The organism is Colwellia sp. BRX8-5, from assembly GCF_014077325.1.
Lineage (GTDB): Bacteria > Pseudomonadota > Gammaproteobacteria > Enterobacterales > Alteromonadaceae > Colwellia_A.
The window spans coordinates 1-20,745 of record NZ_JACGVR010000009.1 but is presented as its reverse complement, the minus strand read 5'-3'; the positions used below and the strand labels follow the sequence as shown (position 1 = coordinate 20,745).

The 20,745-nt window shown below is 39.1% G+C and carries 21 protein-coding genes; 2 read left to right on the top strand and 19 right to left on the bottom strand.

Features of this window, described 5'->3' with window-relative positions:
* The 17 genes from prpC to yceD form a co-directional block, all read right to left on the bottom strand.
* On the bottom strand, positions 1-1,140 hold the full coding sequence (gene prpC, locus H4J62_RS08355) for a 2-methylcitrate synthase (protein WP_182169913.1): 1,140 nt from the start codon (positions 1,138-1,140) through the stop codon (positions 1-3).
* A 78-nt stretch (positions 1,141-1,218) separates the two neighbouring features.
* Entirely contained in the window at positions 1,219-2,109 is an 891-nt protein-coding gene (gene prpB / locus H4J62_RS08350) for a methylisocitrate lyase (protein ID WP_070376509.1), read from the bottom strand.
* A 73-nt stretch (positions 2,110-2,182) separates the two neighbouring features.
* On the bottom strand, positions 2,183-2,875 hold the full coding sequence (locus H4J62_RS08345) for a GntR family transcriptional regulator (protein WP_182169907.1): 693 nt from the start codon (positions 2,873-2,875) through the stop codon (positions 2,183-2,185).
* A 153-nt stretch (positions 2,876-3,028) separates the two neighbouring features.
* The gene (locus tag H4J62_RS08340; RefSeq protein WP_182216861.1) at positions 3,029-4,258 is read right to left on the bottom strand and encodes a nucleoside recognition domain-containing protein; all 1,230 of its coding nucleotides are present in this window, start codon (positions 4,256-4,258) and stop codon (positions 3,029-3,031) included.
* A 377-nt stretch (positions 4,259-4,635) separates the two neighbouring features.
* Positions 4,636-5,406: a TatD family hydrolase gene (locus tag H4J62_RS08335; protein ID WP_070376507.1), complete on the bottom strand. Its 771-nt coding sequence runs from the start codon at positions 5,404-5,406 to the stop codon at positions 4,636-4,638.
* 38 nt (positions 5,407-5,444) lie between these two features.
* A complete protein-coding gene (locus H4J62_RS08330; protein ID WP_182216863.1) occupies positions 5,445-5,771 on the bottom strand; it encodes a PilZ domain-containing protein in 327 nt (108 codons plus the stop codon).
* A gap of 137 nt (positions 5,772-5,908) precedes the next feature.
* Positions 5,909-6,820, bottom strand: a complete 912-nt coding sequence (locus tag H4J62_RS08325; protein ID WP_182216865.1) for a DNA polymerase III subunit delta' — start codon at positions 6,818-6,820, stop codon at positions 5,909-5,911.
* 28 nt (positions 6,821-6,848) lie between these two features.
* The gene (gene tmk / locus H4J62_RS08320) at positions 6,849-7,478 is read right to left on the bottom strand and encodes a dTMP kinase (protein ID WP_070376504.1); all 630 of its coding nucleotides are present in this window, start codon (positions 7,476-7,478) and stop codon (positions 6,849-6,851) included.
* 21 nt (positions 7,479-7,499) lie between these two features.
* Entirely contained in the window at positions 7,500-8,498 is a 999-nt protein-coding gene (gene mltG, locus H4J62_RS08315; protein WP_182216867.1) for an endolytic transglycosylase MltG, read from the bottom strand.
* 2 nt (positions 8,499-8,500) lie between these two features.
* Positions 8,501-9,310, bottom strand: a complete 810-nt coding sequence (gene pabC / locus H4J62_RS08310) for an aminodeoxychorismate lyase (RefSeq protein WP_182231325.1) — start codon at positions 9,308-9,310, stop codon at positions 8,501-8,503.
* A 105-nt stretch (positions 9,311-9,415) separates the two neighbouring features.
* Entirely contained in the window at positions 9,416-10,654 is a 1,239-nt protein-coding gene (fabF, locus tag H4J62_RS08305) for a beta-ketoacyl-ACP synthase II (RefSeq protein ID WP_182216877.1), read from the bottom strand.
* A 460-nt stretch (positions 10,655-11,114) separates the two neighbouring features.
* Positions 11,115-11,348 carry an acyl carrier protein gene (gene acpP / locus H4J62_RS08300; RefSeq protein ID WP_070376501.1) on the bottom strand — a complete coding sequence of 78 codons (234 nt, stop codon included), beginning with the start codon at positions 11,346-11,348 and terminating at the stop codon, positions 11,115-11,117.
* Between the two features lie 160 nt (positions 11,349-11,508).
* Complete coding sequence (gene fabG / locus H4J62_RS08295) at positions 11,509-12,243, bottom strand: 3-oxoacyl-ACP reductase FabG (protein ID WP_070376500.1); 735 nt, start codon at positions 12,241-12,243, stop codon at positions 11,509-11,511.
* Positions 12,244-12,251: 8 nt separating this feature from the next.
* Positions 12,252-13,187, bottom strand: a complete 936-nt coding sequence (gene fabD / locus H4J62_RS08290; RefSeq protein WP_182216871.1) for an ACP S-malonyltransferase — start codon at positions 13,185-13,187, stop codon at positions 12,252-12,254.
* Between the two features lie 121 nt (positions 13,188-13,308).
* Positions 13,309-14,310, bottom strand: coding sequence for a phosphate acyltransferase PlsX (gene plsX / locus H4J62_RS08285; RefSeq protein ID WP_070377233.1), 1,002 nt, complete (start codon positions 14,308-14,310; stop codon positions 13,309-13,311).
* Positions 14,311-14,350: 40 nt separating this feature from the next.
* Entirely contained in the window at positions 14,351-14,521 is a 171-nt protein-coding gene (gene rpmF / locus H4J62_RS08280) for a 50S ribosomal protein L32 (RefSeq protein WP_070376498.1), read from the bottom strand.
* A 47-nt stretch (positions 14,522-14,568) separates the two neighbouring features.
* Positions 14,569-15,081 carry a 23S rRNA accumulation protein YceD gene (gene yceD / locus H4J62_RS08275; protein WP_070376497.1) on the bottom strand — a complete coding sequence of 171 codons (513 nt, stop codon included), beginning with the start codon at positions 15,079-15,081 and terminating at the stop codon, positions 14,569-14,571.
* Positions 15,082-15,200: 119 nt separating this feature from the next.
* Here yceD and H4J62_RS08270 point away from each other — a divergent pair, with 119 nt between their 5' ends.
* Positions 15,201-15,800 carry a nucleoside triphosphate pyrophosphatase gene (locus tag H4J62_RS08270; RefSeq protein WP_070376496.1) on the top strand — a complete coding sequence of 200 codons (600 nt, stop codon included), beginning with the start codon at positions 15,201-15,203 and terminating at the stop codon, positions 15,798-15,800.
* Positions 15,801-15,921: 121 nt separating this feature from the next.
* Here the strand turns inward: H4J62_RS08270 and H4J62_RS08265 are convergent, their stop codons facing one another.
* Positions 15,922-16,587: an HAD-IA family hydrolase gene (locus H4J62_RS08265; protein WP_182216873.1), complete on the bottom strand. Its 666-nt coding sequence runs from the start codon at positions 16,585-16,587 to the stop codon at positions 15,922-15,924.
* A gap of 112 nt (positions 16,588-16,699) precedes the next feature.
* Positions 16,700-17,647 (bottom strand): 23S rRNA pseudouridine(955/2504/2580) synthase RluC, encoded by a 948-nt coding sequence (gene rluC / locus H4J62_RS08260; RefSeq protein ID WP_070376494.1) that lies wholly within the window; start codon positions 17,645-17,647, stop codon positions 16,700-16,702.
* A 614-nt stretch (positions 17,648-18,261) separates the two neighbouring features.
* Here rluC and rne point away from each other — a divergent pair.
* Positions 18,262-20,745: ribonuclease E (rne, locus tag H4J62_RS08255; RefSeq protein WP_182231324.1), on the top strand; the 2,484-nt coding region annotated here is incomplete at its 3' end.

Below are 20,745 nucleotides of genomic sequence, written 5' to 3'. Positions count from 1 at the left end.
TTACCTTTCGCTGATAGGTGGAACCGTTCTCGGCTTAGCGCCTTTGTAGTCAGCACTTGGACGAATAATACGGTTATTTGAACGTTGCTCCATAATGTGAGCAGACCAACCTGTTACGCGTGAACAGACAAAAATAGGGGTAAACAATTTAGTGGGAATACCCATGTAGCTGTACGTTGAAGCATGGAAAAAATCAGCGTTACAGAATAACTTTTTGGTATCCCACATGAATTCTTCACAGGCTACTGAAATATCGTAAAGTGACGTATCCCCATTTTCAGCCGCTAACTTTTCAGACCATGCTTTAATAATGACATTACGTGGGTCTGAAGTACGGTAAATTGCGTGACCAAAGCCCATAATTTTTTCTTTACGTTCAAGCATACCCGCCATTTTTTCTTTAGCGTCGCTTGGCGATGAGAATGATTCAATCATATCCATTGCGGCTTCGTTAGCACCACCATGAAGTGGACCACGTAATGTGCCAATAGCACCGGTGACACATGAAAACATATCAGACAAGGTTGAAGCACATACACGCGCCGTGAAGGTTGAAGCATTAAACTCATGTTCTGCATATAAAATTAATGATACGTCCATAACACGTTGATGCTGTGCTGATGGGCTTTCACCATTGAGTAAGCGCAAGAAATGTCCGCCTAAAGAGTCTTCGGTTGAAGTACAGTCAATTTCTACACCGTCATGGGAGAATTTATACCAGTAACACATAATGGCAGGAAATGCGGCTAATAAGCGATTGGCGGCTTGATTTTGCTCGCTAAAATCATTTTCTGGCTCTAAATTACCTAAGAATGAACAACCGGTGCGCATAACATCCATTGGATGAGTTTCTTTTGGGATCAGTTTTAATACCGCTTTTAATGCTTGCGGTAAGTCGCGCATGGCAAACAACTCAGCTTTATAAGTGGCGAGTTCTTTTTCATTAGGGAGTTCACCATGAAAGAGTAAATAAGCAACTTCTTCAAAGGTACTGTTTTCAGCTAAATCAGCAATATCATAACCACAATAGGTTAAACCTGAGCCTGACTCACCAACGGTACAAAGCGAAGTTTCACCCGCACTTTGACCACGTAAGCCTGCGCCACCAATTTTTTTATCTGCTACTTTTACATCTGACATACTATTTTCCTCATATTCTTTTGTTGGGTTAGTCGCTTGTATCGCTGCTAACTTAGTTTTATTTTATTATAATATCTGTTACTTATTTTTGCCTTCGGTGAACAAAGCATCAAGCTTTTGCTCGTAGTCGTGGTAACCCAAGTAATCGTATAAATCCATCCGCGTTTGCATATTGTCGATTTCAGCTTTTTGGTCACCATCATCAAGTAAGGTTTTGTAAACCGACTCAGCCGCTTTATTCATCGCACGAAATGCTGATAATGGGTAAAGTACCATCGCACAACCCCACTCACCTAGTTGCGCTTTGTTCCACAATTCGGTTTGACCAAATTCGGTAATATTAGCGAGCACTGGTACATCTAACGCTTCGGTAAAAGCGCGATAATGTTCTTCTGTTTTAACTGCTTCGGCGAAAATACCATCGGCTCCCGCTGCCACATAAGCTTTAGCTCTTTCAAGTGCCGCTTCTAAGCCTTCTTGAGCAAAAGCATCAGTACGAGCCATGATAAAGAAGTCTTTATCAATACGTGCATCTACAGCGGCTTTAATACGGTCAACCATTTCTTGGGTTGAAACAATTTCTTTATTTGGACGATGTCCACAACGTTTCTGTGCCACCTGGTCTTCAAGGTGAACCGCGGCTGCCCCTGCTTTTTCCATATCGCGAATAGTTTTAGCGATATTAAACGCGCCACCCCAACCGGTATCTATATCAACCAGCAAAGGCAAACTTGAAGCAGCAGTAATACGTTGTACGTCAGCAATAACATCATTTAATGACGTCATACCTAAATCTGGTAAACCATATGAAGCATTGGCAACACCACCACCTGAAAGGTAAATAGCTTGGTGACCTAATTGCTCAGCCATCATCGCGCAATAAGCGTTGATAGTACCCACTACTTGTAAAGGTTTATTGTTTACTAGTGCTTGACGGAATTTAGCGCCAGGTGAAAGTTGCGTAGACATAGGGTTTCCTCTTAGTTTTTGTTAAATAATTGTTGTGCTATTTGTTAAAGCCACTGGTCAGCTTTACTTTTATTTATTGTGTCGCGCTATTTTGTAGCGCTATTTTCTTTTCGATATTTTTTCTTGATGCGGCAATATGACGTCTCATCAAAATTTCAGCAAGTTCGCCATCTCGGTCACAAATCGCTTGGATAATATGTGAATGTTCTTCAAAGGCACGGGTTGCGCGTGGGCTATGCATGCCAAATTGAATACGGTACATACGCACTAAGTGGTAGAGCTGCCCGCAAAGAATATTGATTAATTGTTGATTATGGCTACCTAATATCACTTTATAGTGAAAGTCTAAGTCGCCCTCTTCTTGATAATAAGCAACACCATCAATAAGGTCTTGTGAGTTGGCGTGTTGAGCGAGCATATCTTGCATTTCGGCTATTTCATCATCGCTCATGTTAATTGCCGCTTCTCGACAAGCCATGCCTTCAAGCGCTTCACGAACCACGTATATTTCTAATAAGCCTTCGATGGTGCAATCAACAACTCTTGAGCCAACATTGGCTTTACGCTCAATTAAATGACATTTTTCTAAACGATTGAGGGCTTCTCGCAAAGTAGAACGACTGATTTCATATTGCTTAGCTAACCCGGGCTCACTAATTTTACTGCCTGCGGCTATTTTTCCATCAACAATCGCATGAAGTATGGCATAGAAAACTTTGTCTGCAGTAGTCACTGGTTCTTGTAAGGTTGGATTGTCTAATGCCATAAGTATGCTAGCGCCATAATTGTCTTAATGAGGTAATTGTCGACATTTACCGATTTTAAAAATCATACTAAAGCACACAGCTTAAAAGTCAAGTAGACCAAAGTATAATTGTCGACAATTCACTCGTTAAATTAGGTGTAGGCGCTGAGGGGGTTAACCAAAAAACCAATAGCAAACCGCTATTGCAGCAGTAATCCCAGCTAAATCAGCAAGTAAGCCACAGGCAATGGCATGTCGACTATATCGAATACCCACAGAGCCAAAATAAACGGCTAGTACATAAAAAGTTGTTTCTGTTGATCCTTGAAAAATTGATGCTAATCGACCGGCAAAAGAATCGGCACCATGGGTTTTCATCGTTTCAATCATCATAGCTCTGGCACCAGAGCCACTTAACGGTTGCATTAACGCCGTAGGCATCGCATCAACAAAGCGGGTGTCAAATCCTAAAAACATCACTAACTCTCTAAAACTGTCGACAATTAGTGTTAATGCGCCACTTGCACGAAAGACGCCAATAGCGACCAACATCGCCAGTAAATAAGGAATAAGTTTAATACTGGTGTCGAAACCTTCTTTAGCCCCTTCTATAAAGCTGTCGTATACATCGACCTTTTTTCTAACCGCTGCCAAAATAAAAATAATTAAGGTCGAAAAAATTAAAAAATTGCCTAAAAATGACGACTGTTCGGCAAGTGCTTGTGAGGTCAGCATCGAGAAATACACCACTAAACCTCCTACTAAAGCAATCGCTGCAGATAAATAGAGTAAAATAATGGAGTTATACAGCTTAATTTTTTGCACTGTGGCTACCGCTAATAAGCCAGCGAAAGTTGAAGCAAATGTTGCCAATATAATAGGGACAAAAACATCGGTAGGGCTAGCAGCTCCCTGCTGAGCACGATAAACAAACACAGCAACGGGAAAAAGTGTAACGCTTGAGGTATTTAAAACCAGGAATAATATTTGCGCATTGGTTGCGGTATCTTTTTGCGGATTTAATTGCTGAAGATCTTGCATGGCTTTTAAGCCAAGCGGCGTTGCTGCATTATCTAAACCTAAAAAGTTAGCCGATAAATTCATCGTCATGGAAGCAATAGCCGGATGACCTTTAGGGACACCTGGCATTAAACGGGTGAATAACGGCGAAATAGCGCGCGCAAGCTTATCCATTAAACCGGCGTTTTCAGCAATTTTCATCATGCCTAACCAAAAACTTAAAATACCAATTAAGCCAATCGCAATATCAACGGTCACTTTTGACATTGAAAAAAGCGCTTGCACGAGTTCTTCAAAGATTAAAAGATTATCAAGAAAAAACCATTGATAAAGCGCCGAGCCAAAAGCAATAAAAAAGAAACTGATCCACAAACGATTTAACACAAAGATAATCTTATTAGTCATAGATAATGAAATTATCATGACATATTAGCCGCAGTAATTACAGTCAAATACGCTTGTAGACAAGTGGAGAGAAATAACGGCACACTAGCGGTGTGGGTGTTAGCCGTAAAATACAAGATAACAAAACAAATACTATTTATCAGTAACTTATAATAAATAAAATTTAAATTAGCTTTTAAAAAAGTTTACACTACAATTAATCACACAGTGTAAATATTAATCAATTGCTCGCGATTTTTCATTTTTATTTTACTGATTTTTATCGATGTAAATAGTGTTTATTAGCGCACGGCTCATGCTTTACGAGCCATTCCCTTGGGCCCGAGCTAGCAATAGTTTCGGGCACTTTTTTGCCTTTATTTTAGCTTAAAAAGTCGTTTGAAATTTGCCGTTGAAAGCTCGGCTATCGTTTCAACTGACTGTCCACGAACGCTTGCTAAAAATTTAGCGACATCGACTACATAAGCGGGTTGATTTTGCTTTCCTCGATGAGGAACTGGCGCTAAGTAAGGTGCATCTGTTTCAATTAAAAATCGATCATCGGGGACAAGTTTAGCAACTTCACGTAATTCACTGGCATTTTTAAAGGTAACGATACCAGAAAATGAAATATAAAAACCAAGGTCAATCGCTTGCTCTGCCATATCCCAAGTTTCGGTAAAGCAATGTAAAATACCACCAACATTTGCGGCATTTTCTTCACGAAGAATATCTAAGGTATCTTGCTGAGCATCACGAGTATGAATAATTAGCGGTTTATTTAATTGATTCGCAACACGGACATGCTTGCGAAAAGAATCGAGTTGCACCGCTTTAGTTTCAGGGGCATAAAAATAGTCTAAGCCAGTTTCACCAATCGCAATCACTTTGTCGGTTTGTGATAAACGGGCAAGCTCTTCTTGGTCAATTAAATCATCTTGATTTAGTGGGTGAGCGCCACACGACAGCCAGACATTATCATATTTAGCCGTTTTTTCTACCATGCTAGGAAATTCCGCTAAGGTTACGCTAACACACAAAATCTCGTCTACTTGAGCGGCGGCGGCGGCTTTTAAAACATTGTCTAACTCGCCATCAAACTCGGTTAAATCCAGTCTATCTAAGTGGCAATGTGAATCTATAAACAAACAACTTTCTCCAATAATTTTTTAATTAAAACAAAACCCTACATTGATAATGTTGGCTCTGAAGAGCTCAGTAAGCGCCCTATCAACTTTTCAATTTGATTACGTACATTGTCATTATCTTCTTCAAAACTAACACCAATACCCGCTGGTGTACCATTTTGAGCACCTGTTGGCGTTAACCAGCATACTTTGCCTACAACACTTGATGGCTCTAGGGCGTCAGGCAAGGTGACTTCAAGTGTTACCTCATCGCCCAAATTAAATTGCTCTGTACTGCGAACAAATAGCCCACCATTTTTAACAAAGGGCATATAGTATTGATATAATTCTCTGTCAGATAAAAATTCTAAGCTAAATTGTTTCATCATTATTCCTCAAAATTTATCTTATGAGCTAGTTATTATAATCTTATTTTTCTTCGATAACTGCTGTTATGTCAACCAGTAGCTTTTCAAAGATGAATTGAGCTAATATTGCTTGCTATTCGCGCGTACTTATTTTTCTATTTTTCTTCTATAACTGCTGTTATGTCAACCAGTAGCTTTTCAAAGATGAATTGTTTGTTTGCTTGCATTAACAATTTAAGTTGTTTAATAGCAGACAAAACTAATTGATATATTGACCATATTACCTGCTCATTCAAGATAATGTCGCCTTTTAGCCAATTATATTGTTGGCGCATCAACTTAACCATGACTTTTTCTAACCAGCGAACGCTATTGGTGTTATCAACCAGTAAGCTTAATATTTCACTACGTTTAATGGTTTTATTTTGCAAAAAAGTAAAGAAACAGCTCTCAAAATGTTGGTATTGGTCATTAACAAAACTGTCAGAGAGTTCTTTTAAGTGACTCAAATTAACAAAAGGGTCGCTACCAGATTGCTTAAGCTCAGCTAATAATTTTTCACCAACCGGCGGCCGAATATCAATCACATAACAACGACTAATAATGGTCGGCAATAACGTTTCAACTTCAGAGGTTAATAAAACAATATAGTTATTAGCATTAGGTTCTTCGAGGGTTTTTAATAAGGCATTGGCCGCAGAGATAGTCATATGATGTGCTGCGGTTATTAATGTCGTTTTACAATGACCTATTTGCGCTGTTTTTTCGAAAAAACGACTCGCTTGTCTCACTTGATCAACACCAATACTTTTTCCGCCACTTTCAATAAGCAAATGGTCTGGGTAAGTATGACTTTTATGCAGTAAGCACGCCTTACAGACGTTACACGGTAAGATAATACCCTGCGAGTTTTGGGGTTTAGTACAAGACAAAGCATGAATAAGCCACAGCGAAAGATCACTTTTACCCGCGCCTTCGACACCATTGATCAAGATGGCATGCGGTAATTTTATTTGCGTTATTTGCTTTGATAACAAAAGTTGCTGTTGCTCTAACCAACTGTGCATTAGTGTTTCCTGCTAACGGTGATAGTCATTAATGACTTTTTAAAAATTCGTTTACCGCTAAGCGAATATTATTATGTACAACAGGCATAGGCGCACTGGCATCAATAATTTTAATCGTTTCATCGGCTAACGCAATTTCAAGATACTTATTACGGACACGATGAAAGAATTCTATTTTTTCTAATTCGATACGATCCAATGCCCCTCGAGCTTGCGCTCTTGCTAAACCTAGCTCAGGAGATATATCTAAATAGAGTGTTAACTGCGGCTTAAAGCCTTTTAAGGTCACTTGAGCAATCGTGTCCATAAGTTCATCGTTAAATTGTCTGCCACCCCCTTGATAAGCCCTTGAGCTTAAATCATGGCGGTCACCGATGACCCATTGACCTTTTTCTAATGCCGGAAGAATTCGATTCGCCATTAGCTGACTGCGGCTAGCGTACATCAATAATAATTCAGTTTCTTGTGTCAATATTTCTTGGTGATCGGCAGATTTCACGATATCGCGCAATGACTCCGCTAAAGGAGTGCCTCCCGGCTCTCGAGTATTAATAAAATCAATACCATGCTCGGTGAGTATTTTTTTAACCACTGAAATAGCTGAAGATTTTCCTGCCCCTTCAATACCTTCAATGACGATAAATTGACCTTTATTCATTTTTTACTTCTTATGCAATTTTTAGTTCAACTGATATTTTTTTACTGCCGCATTATGATCTTTTAAATTAGTTGAAAAGATATGCTGACCTTTGCCATTACTGACAAAATATAAATAATCTGTTGTTAATGGGTTTAACGCGGCATGTATGGCACTTTTACCAGGCATAGCGATAGGTGTAGGTGGCAAACCATTAATTCGGTAAGTATTATACGGTGTTTTCTCGCGCAAGTGACGATATTTGATGTCTCCTTGGTAACGTTCACCTAAACCGTAAATAACGGTTGGGTCAGTTTGCAGGCGCATCTTTTTGTTTAAACGGTTAAAAAATACCGATGAAATAATGCCATGCTCGGCATTTTTGCCACTTTCTTTCTCAATTATCGATGCCATGATCAACGCTTGATACTTATTTTTATAAGGTAAAGGTTCGGCGCGATTTTGCCACGCTAGATTTAATTCAACGGACATTTGTTGTTGAGCACGTTTTAACAATTCTATATCGGTAGTACCGGCAGTAAACGCGTAAGTTTCTGGGTAGAACAGCCCTTCGGGATTAACGTGTTCAATATTGAGTTTACTCGCGATATCAGCCACCGAAGTTTGCTGAAGCGTATGCACTAGGTTATCCGTTTCACTCAACTGCACTAACCATTCCTTAAAGGTTGTTCCTTCAATAAAAGTCACGGTAAATTGATGCTCTTTACCGGCAACTAATTGCGCCAACAAAACCTCGACAGAAACGTCTTTATTAATTTGATAAGTGCCCGCTTTTATATTCGCATACTCGGGCTTAAGTCGAACATAATTACGCATCCAAAAGCGCGTATTGAGCCAGCCATTTTTGATCAGTTGTTCTGAAAATCGACTAAACGAGGTACCGTCTTTAATGGTTAATAGTTGGGTGGATGAAATATTGAGCGGCTGTTTCATTTGATAAAAGGTATAGGCAACTAAAGAGGCGCTTAACATCACCACGGTGAAAAACGACACAGCAAATATTATCTTAATTTTTTTCATTTTTAGCAAATATCCTCAATAAACTTAGCCATATCACGACAAGGCATTAATGCTAATTTTTGATGTTGAAATTGTCTAACCGGCATAATACCCATAACACTGTTGCAAATAAACATCGCTTGGATATTAACAAGCGCAGCAAGTTTTACGTTAACGATCTCAATTTTACAATAATTACCCGTAGTCTGTAAGATATGATTACGCATTAACCCTTCGACACCTGACTCTTTTAGTTCTGGTGTGTACCAAACATTATTTTTCAGCCAAAAGACATTCGCCGCACTTGCTTCAACAATATTATCAAAATAATTTAGTACTAATAAATCATCTTCTGCTCGGTTATCGACTTCCTGGCGAACAAGCACCTGCTCAAGACGATTAAGGTGTTTTATCCCTGAGAGTAAAGAGCTAATACCTAACTTCAATGAAGATACGCCCAAATGAAGACCTTGTTGTTGCATGTTTGCATAATGTTCAGGAAAAGGGTGAAAAGTAATAATAACGTTACTTGTTTGGCAGCCTTGTCGAGAATATCCTCGCCCGCCATCACCTGCCGTTATAATCACTTTTGCTACAGACAAAGTATAACGCTCTGCTACAGCCATTAATTCAATAATGACTTTATTCATATCTGGCAAGGGAATATTGAGCGTTTTACAGCTCATGGTTAATCGTTCAATGTGAGCCGCTAATTGTTCAACTTTACCATCGAGCACTTTCGCAGTAGTAAAAACGCCGTCACCATAAGCTAAGCCGCGATTATTGATTGAAAGGTGTTGCTCTACTTGACCATTAACACTTTGATAATACATATTGGGTTTCATTAGAAATAGAAAAGCCTGAATACTGATGACTAGTATTCAGGCTTAAACAATTAACTGCAAGGTTTAGTTGATGATATTTCTCGGTTATTGCGCTTAAACTTTTTTAAAGATTAATGAACCGTTCGTACCACCAAAGCCAAAAGAATTACATAAAGCATATTCTAAATTGGCGTCACGTGCCGTATGAGCAATATAATCTAAATCACAACCTTCGCTGGGATTATCTAAATTTATTGTCGGTGGTACCACATTATTCATTAAGGCTTGCACAGTAAAAATAGTTTCAACTGCACCTGCTGCGCCCAACAAATGACCCGTCATTGACTTTGTAGAACCCATCATAAGTTTATAAGCATTGTCGCCAAATACCGACTTTACTGCGTTGGTTTCGGCAATATCACCTGCGGGTGTTGATGTACCATGAGCATTAATATAACCAATTTTACTTTGGTCAACTTTTGCATCATTAATTGCATTAATCATCGCGCGCGCGCCACCTTCGCCATTGGCAGGTGGCGAGGTCATATGGTAAGCATCTGCACTCATACCAAAGCCAACCAGCTCAGCATAAATTTTTGCACCACGCGCTTTTGCATGTTCAAATTCTTCAAGCACTAGAACACCTGCGCCATCGCCCAGTACAAAGCCGTCGCGGTCTTTGTCCCAAGGACGTGAAGCTTGCTCTGGTGCATCATTACGCGTTGATAACGCTCGTGCAGCACCAAAACCGCCAATACCCGTCCGTGTTGAAGCTTTCTCAGCTCCACCGGCTAACATAGCGTCAGCATCGCCATAAGATATCATACGAGCCGCATGACCAATATTATGCACACCACTTGTACAAGCAGTTGCAATAGAAATATTAGGGCCTCTTAAGCCGTGCATCATCGACAAGTGACCAGAAATCATATTTATAATGGTGGAAGGCACAAAAAATGGTGATAACTTGCGAGGACCTGCATTAAGCATTTTCTCAACGTTTTCTTCAATTAATCCTAGGCCGCCAATACCAGCACCAACAGCAACACCAACTCTGTGGGTGTTTACATCATCAATTTCAAGACCTGAGTCTTTAAAAGCCTGTATACCTGCGGCAACACCATATTGAATAAAAAGATCCATTTTCTTGGCTTCTTTTCGTGCAATATAATCTTCTGCATTAAAGTTTTTAATTAAACCTGCAAACTTAGTGGTGTATACAGAGGTATCAAAATGTTCAATATTACTAATGCCACTTTTACCCAGCAGTAAATTTTGCCAAGTAGATTCAGGACAGTTGCCCAAAGGGCTTAACATACCAAGACCGGTAACAACAACGCGTCTCATGACTATGTGCCTCCGCTAAGAGTTTATAAGGAAAAGAAATCGTTATATTCTCATGTTGAGAAAATAACAATATATACCCGATCCACTTCAAGATGCAGTTTCAGAATTAAGCTAGGAAGTCAGAAAAGGCGCGATACGAGGACAGTAGTTATTCCCTTACCAAGTATTGTAACGATGAGCTCGTTTTATAGCTTATCTGCAACGTTATTGATTTCAACAATAGAATAACTATTCTCTTCAATCAATGTTTTGGCCATACGGATATAAGTACTTAAGTTATGTGTGGAACGATAACCTGTGTCGCTTACTCTTTATCGACTGCTGAAACCTGCATCTTGAAGTGGTACGAGTATGAATCGTAGATAAAAAAACAGGCGGTAAAAACCGCCTGAATGTGTACTTTAAATTCTCATTTAAAAGCCTGGCTTGAAAACCAGTAACTAAAAACTAATAATTAACGTTGTAATTATTGGTTAGCAGTAACGTAATCAACAGCTGCTTGTACAGTTGTGATTTTTTCAGCTTCTTCATCTGGAATTTCAGTATCAAATTCTTCTTCTAACGCCATGACTAATTCAACAGTGTCTAAAGAGTCAGCACCTAGGTCGTCAACAAAAGAAGAGCTAATTTTAACTTCTTCTTCACTTACACCTAATTGTTCAACTGTAATTTTTCTTACGCGTTCTTCAATAGTACTCATTTTTTTTCCTTTCTAGAAAATATAATTTTTCGTAATTGTGTGTAGTTTATTCGTCAACAGCCTAGCTTGCAAGCTTCTAATTTTAATTTTCGTCTGGTCTAACCTGTTGACTGCTCTAAATTTGTTCAATTTGTTGGTTCAATAATATTAAGCCAACTAATTAAACCATATACATACCGCCGTTTACATGCAATGTTTCGCCAGTAATATATGCTGCACCATCGGAAGCTAGAAAAACAACTGCGTTAGCAATTTCTTCTGGCTTACCTAAGCGATTTGCCGGTACTTGAGAAAAAATACCTTCTTTTTGCTCATCTGTTAAGGTTTGTGTCATATCGGTATCGATAAATCCCGGCGACACAGTATTAACAGTTATGCCACGAGATGCAACCTCACGCGCTAATGATTTTGTAAAACCAATCAATCCAGCTTTTGCGGTTGCATAGTTTACTTGCCCAGCATTGCCCATAGTGCCAACTACTGAGCCAATATTAATAATGCGACCATTGCGTTTTTTCATCATAGCGCGAATAACCGCTTTACTGATTTTAAACACAGATGAAAGATTAGTATCAATAATATCTTGCCATTCATCATCTTTCATTCGCATAAATAAATTGTCACGCGTAATACCCGCATTATTGACTAAGATATCAATGCCACCATGATTCTCTTTGATCGCTACAAACATAGCGGCAATAGAATCATTGTCAGTAACGTTAAGCACTAAACCATGACCTTCGCCTAGATATTCACTAATGTTATCAGCGCCATGTGCAGATGTTGCCGTACCTAATACCGTTGCACCTAAAGCTTTAAATTGGCTTGCAATGGCTTTGCCGATACCGCGACTTGCGCCAGTAACTAAGACGACTTTTCCTTCAAAAGAAAACATAATTTACCCTATTTAATTGTTTCTAATGCTTTAGTTAATGATACTTGATCATTAACTGAAACACTGGTGATTGTTTTGTCGATGCGTTTAATTAACCCTAGTAACACTTTACCTGGACCAGCTTCTACGACGAGTGAAACACCGCTTTTTGCGAGTAGCTCTATCGTTTCTGTCCAACGTACTGGACTGTACAATTGCTTTATCAAGGCTAATTTTATTGCTTCAACATCTGTTTCTGCAACAACATCAACATTATTTACTACGGGAATTTCTGGTGTATTAAAAGTGATATTATTAAATGCTTCAGCGAGCTTGTCTGCGGCATCTTTCATCAATGCGCAATGCGATGGCACGCTTACCGGTAAAGGTAGCACGCGTTTTGCGCCCGCTTCTTTACATAAGACACCGGCACGTTCTACCGCAGCTTTATGACCGGCAATAACGACTTGTCCTGGCGAGTTAAAATTAACAGCCGCAACTACTTCGTTATCTTGTGCTTTTTCACAGGCATCAATAATCGCTTGGTCATCAAGACCAATAATAGCAGCCATAGCGCCGACGCCCTCAGGTACAGAGGCTTGCATAAATTCGCCACGTTTCTCTACTAACTTAACACCTTCTGTTAAAGAGATTACACCCGCACAAACTAATGCTGAATATTCCCCTAAACTGTGACCCGCTAACATTGCCGGTTTACAATCAGACTGTGATGACCATAAACGCCATAATGCAACACTGGCCGTTAATAGTGCCGGTTGAGTAAAGTTTGTTTGATTGAGCTTTTCAACAGGACCCTGCGCAACTAATTGCCAAAGGTTATAACCTAAAGCAGCAGACGCTTCTGAAAAAGTATTTTGTACGACTTCATTGTCAGCAAAATCAGCTAACATACCAACAGTTTGTGAACCTTGGCCGGGAAAAACAAACGCTAAATTATTTTGCATTTTATTACCTAATGTTTATTTGTGTTTTAATTAAAGGTGTATTGATGATACTTAATGGATTATTTTCTTGATAAAAAGATAATGCTTTAAATACGCTTTACGTTAACTCAATACTAATAATTTATTTGCGACCACAAGCAAAACCATTTTCAAGTTTGTCTTTTATTTTTTCTGGCACTTGACGTTCAATTTCTTTTATCGCCTCTAATATCGCCATATAAAAAGCTTTTGAACTGGCATCACCGTGACTCTTGACCACAATACCGCGTAATCCTATCAGACTTGCGCCGTTATACTGGTCGGGGTTCAGGGGTTTAAAGAGTTTTTTTAACGTTGAGGACAATAAACGTCCAACAATTCGGGTAAAAAGGTTGCGAGACAGCACAGTATTCATTTTTTGGTAGACTAAACGAGCAACACCTTCACAGGTTTTCAGTGCAACATTACCGACAAAGCCATCACAAACAATCACATCTGCTTTGTTGGTGAAAATATCATTACCTTCGACAAAGCCGATATAATTAATGTCACTGTTTTGCGCTAATTTTGCTGCGGTTTGTTTTATATGGTCACTGCCCTTCATTTCTTCTTCACCCATATTCAACAAAGCTATACGTGGCGATTTAATGCCATCGACCTGCTCAGCCATAACAGAGCCCATAACAGCAAACTGATACAAAACATTAGAGTCACAAAAAACATTTGCACCTAAATCGAGCATAAAAACATGTTTGTTTTCATCATGAGTAGGAAGAGAAGAAATTAATGCTGGACGTTCAACACCAACAAGTGTTTTCAAAACGAAATGGGCCATTGAAAAAAGTGCACCGGTATTGCCAGCACTTACACAGGCTTGTGCTTTGTTTTCATGAACAAGGTCAAGTGACTTTCGCATTGAAGAATTTTTTTTGTTACGCAAGGCAACAATAGGTTTATCGTCCATAGCCACTATTTGAGTGGTTGGAAAGATGGTTAGTTGGGGGTGGTTAGCACACTGACGTTTGGATAATTCAGCGTTAATAATATCGACATCACCGCAAAGAATGAGATGAAGTTCTGGAATGTTTTTCACTGCTAAGATGGCAGCAGGAATTGTTATAAGGGGGCCTTTATCGCCCCCCATAACATCTAACGCTATGGTTAGACTTTTCAAAGCAATCAGCTTACTTGTTGATTACTTGAACACCTTTGTAAAAGCCATCAGCTGTTACATGATGACGACGGTGTGTTTCACCAGATACTGGATCTACTGATAAGTTTTCTGTTGTTACTGCGTCATGTGAACGGCGCATGCCACGTCTTGAACGAGACTTTTTGCTCTTTTGAACTGCCATTAGCTACTCCTAAAAATCGGTTAATCGTTATTAATTAAATAAGTTGTTTATTTAAATTTCTGTAATATATCAAATGGGTTTGGTTTTTCAAGCTCTTCAGGCAATTCGCCCCATACACTGTCAACTGATGCCTGACATTGACTGGGCTCATGCATTGCAATTAACGGAATTGCGAGTAATAACTCTTCTTCCACTAATTCTAGCAGGTTAACTTCACCATTTTCATCTAATTCTATTGCGTCATAATATGACGGCAATGCTTCAGCGGCTTCATCATCTTTAGCAGGACTTAGAGTAAACTCTACATCCAAATCTATTATCAATGGTTCAGTACAACGCTGACAAGTTAATGCTACTGATACGGATCCTGTTCCTGATATGACATTCAAGCCGAGATCGTCCACATCAAAATTAACATTAACCTGCATCTGCTCATTGCATGGAGTACACACTTCAAGCAATCTATTCATCCCCGACACTTCAAAGAAGCCGTCACACACCAACCTGCGTTGGGCGCTCTTTCGGGGGTTTATCATTATCGGGAGTTTAAGATTTTGCATAAGGCGCGCATATTAATGTGCTTGCCCCCTGCTGTCAAAAGAAAAATAACAATTTTTGTTTAAAAATTAAAGAAAGCCCACATATTATTGTATAACTGTTTATATTTTGAGTAATTCCTGTGAAAACTTTAGTTTTAGCTTCTACATCGCCTTTTCGAAAAATTATTTTAGAAAAGTTAAATTTAGCTTTTGATTGTGCAAAACCTAATGTCGATGAAACACCATTAATTAACGAAACAGCCATTGAACTTGTCGAACGTTTAGCCGTAGAAAAAGCAAAGGCTGTTGCCAGTCAATTTCCGAATGCGCTGATTATTGGTTCAGATCAAGTGGCTTTGTCTGCAGGAAAGATATTAGGTAAACCGCATAATTTTGAAAATGGCTTTAAACAACTGAGCAGCTTTAGCGGCAAAGCGGTAGAGTTTCATACGGGTTTATGTGTGTTCGACAGTTCAACAGGAAAAAGTCTCTCGTTGGTTGATTTATTCACCGTACACTTTAAAGAACTTTCTGCACAAGAAATTACTGCCTATTTGCATGCCGAAGAGCCTTATAACTGCGCAGGGAGTTTTAAAAGTGAAGGACTAGGTATTTGCTTATTTGAAAAGCTTGAGGGGGATGATCCTAATACCCTAATAGGTTTACCGTTAATTAGACTGATTAGTTTACTTAAAGCGCAGGGGTTAGATGTGTTACAAGAGCAACGAAAACAGCAATAGTACCCGTCGTTTAATCGGTGTGTATAATAGCCGAGTTAACTGAGCTTAGTTGCTGGCAGCAACGTTTGCTATTTGACTAAGCAATCAAATAGTAAACAGTTAATGACAATAGCGACAGGTGTTACCCCTTAACCGCCCTATTTAACAATAATTGATGTAGTTCAGCCAATGAGCCAACAATCGCTTTTGGTTGATACTTTGACAGCACGTCTTCATCGTGGACACCATAAGTTACCCCAATACTATCAACCCCTGCTCTTTGCGCCATTTCAAGGTCAAAAGAAGTATCACCTATCATCACCGCTTGATGCTTTTCAATCTTTAATTCTTTTAACAAACTATTGATCATATCTGGATCAGGTTTAGAAATACTTTCATCGGCACATCGAGAGGCATGGAAAAAGTGTTCGGTATCACTCGTTAACCAAACACGTTGTAAACCTGCTCGCGCTTTTCCTGTCGCAACCGCTAAAAACTTATCTTCATTTTTTAAATTAACTAATAATTCAAGCGCATGATCAAATAATGGGGTTGGCGTAGTATTTACTTCAACATATTGGTGCTTATATTGTGCCGTTAATAATTGTACCTGCTCTTCATTAGCCTGAGGAAATAACGTTGCAATTGCTTTAGGTAGACTTAAGCCGATAATTTGTTTCGCTTGATGATAACCCGGTGGTGCAAGTGATAATGCAACAGCTGTGGCTTGCATTGAGAAAACAATACGATCGACAGAGTCCATTAATGTGCCGTCCCAGTCAAAAATCACTAATTTATAGTTGTGCATATTTTCTCTTTTAGTCATTTAATAATTAAGGTCTATTTGCTAAGAAGTGTTTAGGTTTATAAGGAAGATAATGGCGTGAAGCTAAATTTACTTTAGTATCACGCCAGAGGAATTACTTTAGTTTTGTTAGTAAATTTTGTAAGGAATGCTCTAACGGTGCTTCTATTTTAATTCTTTCATCGGTACTTGGATGAGTAAATTCGATACTAGCCGCATGTAAAAATAAGCGCTTAAGTCCTAGTTTTCTCATGTCTTCGTCAAAGTTTTCATAGCCATATTTTGAATCACAAGCGATAGGGTGACCTTTAATTTGACAATGCACACGAATTTGATGAGTACGACCCGTAACCGGAAAGGCGCGAATGAGTGTGGCATTTTCAAAGTTTTTTAACACTTTAAAACGCGTTTCTGATTCTTTACCATTAATGTTATCGACAACAACGACACGTTCACCCGATTTTAAATCATTCTTTTTCAAGCCTTCCGTTACACGGGTTAATTTAGTCGACCATTGTCCCTTAACTAAGGCATGATAAAATTTCTGCACCGTTTTATTACGCAACTGTTCATGTAAGTGACGTAAAGCTGAACGTTTTTTAGCAATAACTAAACAGCCTGAAGTATCTCTATCGAGTCGATGAACAAGTTCAAGCATTCTTGCGTCGGGGCGTAAAGCTCGCATGGCTTCAATTAAACCAAAACTTAAACCACTACCACCATGAACTGCCATGCCGGAAGGTTTGTTAATAACAATTAAACGGTCATCTTCGAACAATATTTGTTTTTCTAAATTAGCGACAATATTTAACTTAGTAGACACTTCATTAGTATTTTCAGAAATACGAATGGGCGCAACACGAATCAGATCCTCATCTTGTATTTTGTATTCTGGTTTAGTCCGTTTTTTATTAGCCCTTATCTCGCCTTTTCTTAATAGGCGATAAATCATGCTTTTCGGCACACCTTTTAAGGTTTTTAATAAAAAGTTATCTATTCTTTGACCAGCGTCTTCGCTATCGATTGTATAAAATCGAACTTGGGGTTTTGTATTTTCATTCATAAAAGCGAGTTTAACATATATATTTTCATTTTAGCGTAATTAACTCAGCGATTTAATTGCCTTTTGCCTCAATTAAGTGGGATAATCTTGGCGTTATTGTTTATTTAAGACAATAAGGTAAAAAATAGAAGCTTTTAGCGAAACGTAAGAGGCAAAATGCGGCCACATTAATGTGCGTTATCACGATAAATTATTATCGACGACACATTAACCGAACGGCCTATTGCAAGAATTGACCTGAATAACAAGTCAAAAAACGGCATAAACATTTTAGTCCCGCGCAACGAAAGCTATTTTGTAATGATATAAACCAAATTAGATAAATTTCCATCGAGCAACAAACCGAATAGTAAGCCAAAACGCCGAATTTCAAACTGCTCAACAAATATCAATTTGATAATATCGAGCACAGCACAATTTGCTGCGCGCATGAAGAAACAATTTTTCTTGGGTGAATATCACCTGAGAGTACAATCAGATTAAATAACAGCTTACAGCGCACTATGGCGCTGTAATATGACACCCGAGAGGCTGACAAATTGCTGTTACCATAGCGATAAATTGCTTTGTGTTCGAAGCTTATAGTGTTGTGACTAAAATGAGTCACTAAAACTATGAAACGTATGTTAATTAACGCTACACAATCGGAAGAGTTACGTGTAGCACTTGTCGATGGTCAACAACTTTATGATTTAGATATCGAAAGTCCTGGTCATCAACAAAAGAAATCAAATATTTATAAAGCAAAAATCACGCGTATAGAGCCGTCTCTAGAAGCTGCATTTGTTGACTATGGCGCCGAACGTCATGGTTTCCTACCGATGAAAGAAATCGCACGCGAATATTTCCCTAAAGGTTATACCTTTCAGGGTCGTCCAAATATCAAAGAAGTCTTGCGCGAAGGCCAAGAAGTTATAGTTCAAATTGATAAAGAAGAACGCGGCCAGAAAGGCGCAGCGTTAACGACTTTCATCAGTTTAGCCGGTAGTTACTTGGTATTAATGCCAAATAATCCTCGTGCTGGTGGTATTTCTCGTCGCATTGAAGGCGATGAACGCACAGATTTAAAAACCTCTTTAAACAAATTAGAATTACCTAAAGGCATGGGCTTAATTGTTCGCACTGCTGGTGTTGGTAAAGACTATGAAGAATTAGACTGGGATTTAAACGTTCTTTTACACCATTGGAAAGCCATTTCAGAAGCGGCAGAAACTAAACCTGCTCCCTTCCTAATTCACCAAGAAACTAACGTTATCCTTCGTGCTATTCGTGACTATTTACGCCGCGATATCGGTGAAGTATTAATTGATCGCCCGAAAACATTCGAAAGTGTTAAAAAACATATAGAAGTGGTTCGTCCTGATTTCTTAAGTAAAATAAAACTCTACACGAACGATGTTCCCCTATTTACCCATTACCAAATTGAAACACAAATCGAATCTGCGTTTCAGCGTGAAGTAAGACTTCCTTCTGGTGGCTCAATTGTTATTGACCCAACTGAAGCAATGACATCAATAGATGTTAACTCTGCCCGCGCAACTAAAGGTAGTGATATAGAAGAGACCGCATTTAACACTAACTTAGAAGCTGCTGAAGAAGTTGCTCGTCAATTACGTTTACGTGATTTGGGTGGTTTAGTGGTTATTGATTTTATTGACATGACACCTGTGCGTCATCAACGTGAAGTTGAAAATCGCATGCGTGATGCTGTAAAACAAGATAGAGCTCGTATTCAATTAGGTCGAATTTCTCGTTTTGGTTTATTAGAAATGTCGCGTCAACGTTTACGCCCTTCTATCGGTGAAACTAGCCAAGGCGTTTGTCCTCGTTGTAATGGTACTGGACACGTACGTAGTGTTGAATCATTAGCCTTGTCTATTTTGCGTTTAATGGAAGAAGAAGCCATTAAAGAAAATACGCAACATGTACAAGCTCAAGTACCTGTACCTGTAGCGACTTATCTTTTGAATGAAAAGCGTCGTTCAGTATTTCATATCGAAAAACATCACGGCGTTAATATTCTTATTATTCCTAATCCTCATATGGACACACCACAATATGAAGTCATTAGAGTAAGAACCGACGAGAGTGTTGAAGAAGCAAGCTACGAAAGAACCATTACTGAAGCTTCAGTTGAAGAAGCTGTAATGCCTAAATTCGATAAGCAAGCCGCTAAACGTGACGAGCCAGCCTTGCAAGGCATGTCTTCACCTAAGCAATCAGCACCGTTAACCGCCGTAAAACCTGTAGCGCCTGTAGCTCCAGTAAAAGCATCTGCGGGCTTATTTGATGGTTTAATTAAGTGGGGTAAATCACTCTTCGCTGCTGAAGAGGAAGTTGCACCTAAAGTTGTTGAACCTGCAAAGAAACCTGAAAGCAACAACAGTGAACGTCGTCCGCAACGTGGTCGTCAAGGTCAACGTCGTAACAATAATAATCGTAACGAAAACCGCAACGATAACAGAAATGTTAATCGTAACGACAAACGTAATGATACTCAAAATGAAGATCGTGCTGATATCAAGCCAGTCATTAATGACAATAAAGACAACATTAATGAAAATAAAGATAACAAGCCGAATAAACAGCCTCGTAAAGCGCCAGTAGAGCGTAATACTAAGCCTAAAGAAGAAAAAACTACAGTACGTCGTCAACGTCGTAACAACAGTAAAAAAGTACGTATTGTTGATGAAAACTCAACGGTTGTTAATAACGCTGCGTTAAGCAAAATAGCCGCAGAAGAAAAGGCTCAAGTAGTCGCGACTATCGACGAAGCGGTAACCGTTGAAACAGTAACTACACAAGCCGATGCTACCCAGCCAGAGCTTAGTGAGACTAAAACTAGTGATGAACAGCGTCCTAGAAACCGTCGTTCACCTAGGCACTTACGCTCTAATGGACAACGTCGTCGTCAACCTGCTGAAAATCAGGCAGTTGATGTTAACGCAGCATTAGTAACAACTGAAGTTAGTGAAGACCCTGTTGAAGCAAGATATCCTGAAACACCTGTAGTTGAAACGCCAGTTGTTGAAGCACCAGTTGTTGAAACACCTGTAGTTGAAACGCCTGTAGTTGAAACGCCTGTTGTTGAAGCGCCT

What these genes read in the sequence shown, in the direction of transcription:
- prpC (WP_182169913.1), bottom strand. Translation starts at nt 1,140, where the DNA reads ATGTCAGATGTAAAAGTAGCAGATAAAAAAATTGGTGGCGCAGGCTTA.
- prpB (WP_070376509.1), bottom strand. Translation starts at nt 2,109, where the DNA reads ATGTCTACGCAACTTTCACCTGGCGCTAAATTCCGTCAAGCACTAGTA.
- H4J62_RS08345 (WP_182169907.1), bottom strand. Translation starts at nt 2,875, where the DNA reads ATGGCATTAGACAATCCAACCTTACAAGAACCAGTGACTACTGCAGAC.
- H4J62_RS08330 (WP_182216863.1), bottom strand. Translation starts at nt 5,771, where the DNA reads ATGAAACAATTTAGCTTAGAATTTTTATCTGACAGAGAATTATATCAA.
- H4J62_RS08325 (WP_182216865.1), bottom strand. Translation starts at nt 6,820, where the DNA reads ATGCACAGTTGGTTAGAGCAACAGCAACTTTTGTTATCAAAGCAAATA.
- tmk (WP_070376504.1), bottom strand. Translation starts at nt 7,478, where the DNA reads ATGAATAAAGGTCAATTTATCGTCATTGAAGGTATTGAAGGGGCAGGA.
- mltG (WP_182216867.1), bottom strand. Translation starts at nt 8,498, where the DNA reads ATGAAAAAAATTAAGATAATATTTGCTGTGTCGTTTTTCACCGTGGTG.
- pabC (WP_182231325.1), bottom strand. Translation starts at nt 9,310, where the DNA reads ATGTATTATCAAAGTGTTAATGGTCAAGTAGAGCAACACCTTTCAATC.
- acpP (WP_070376501.1), bottom strand. Translation starts at nt 11,348, where the DNA reads ATGAGTACTATTGAAGAACGCGTAAGAAAAATTACAGTTGAACAATTA.
- fabG (WP_070376500.1), bottom strand. Translation starts at nt 12,243, where the DNA reads ATGTTTTCTTTTGAAGGAAAAGTCGTCTTAGTTACTGGCGCAAGTCGC.
- fabD (WP_182216871.1), bottom strand. Translation starts at nt 13,187, where the DNA reads ATGCAAAATAATTTAGCGTTTGTTTTTCCCGGCCAAGGTTCACAAACT.
- plsX (WP_070377233.1), bottom strand. Translation starts at nt 14,310, where the DNA reads ATGGGGGGCGATAAAGGCCCCCTTATAACAATTCCTGCTGCCATCTTA.
- rpmF (WP_070376498.1), bottom strand. Translation starts at nt 14,521, where the DNA reads ATGGCAGTTCAAAAGAGCAAAAAGTCTCGTTCAAGACGTGGCATGCGC.
- yceD (WP_070376497.1), bottom strand. Translation starts at nt 15,081, where the DNA reads ATGCAAAATCTTAAACTCCCGATAATGATAAACCCCCGAAAGAGCGCC.
- H4J62_RS08265 (WP_182216873.1), bottom strand. Translation starts at nt 16,587, where the DNA reads ATGCACAACTATAAATTAGTGATTTTTGACTGGGACGGCACATTAATG.
- rluC (WP_070376494.1), bottom strand. Translation starts at nt 17,647, where the DNA reads ATGAATGAAAATACAAAACCCCAAGTTCGATTTTATACAATCGATAGC.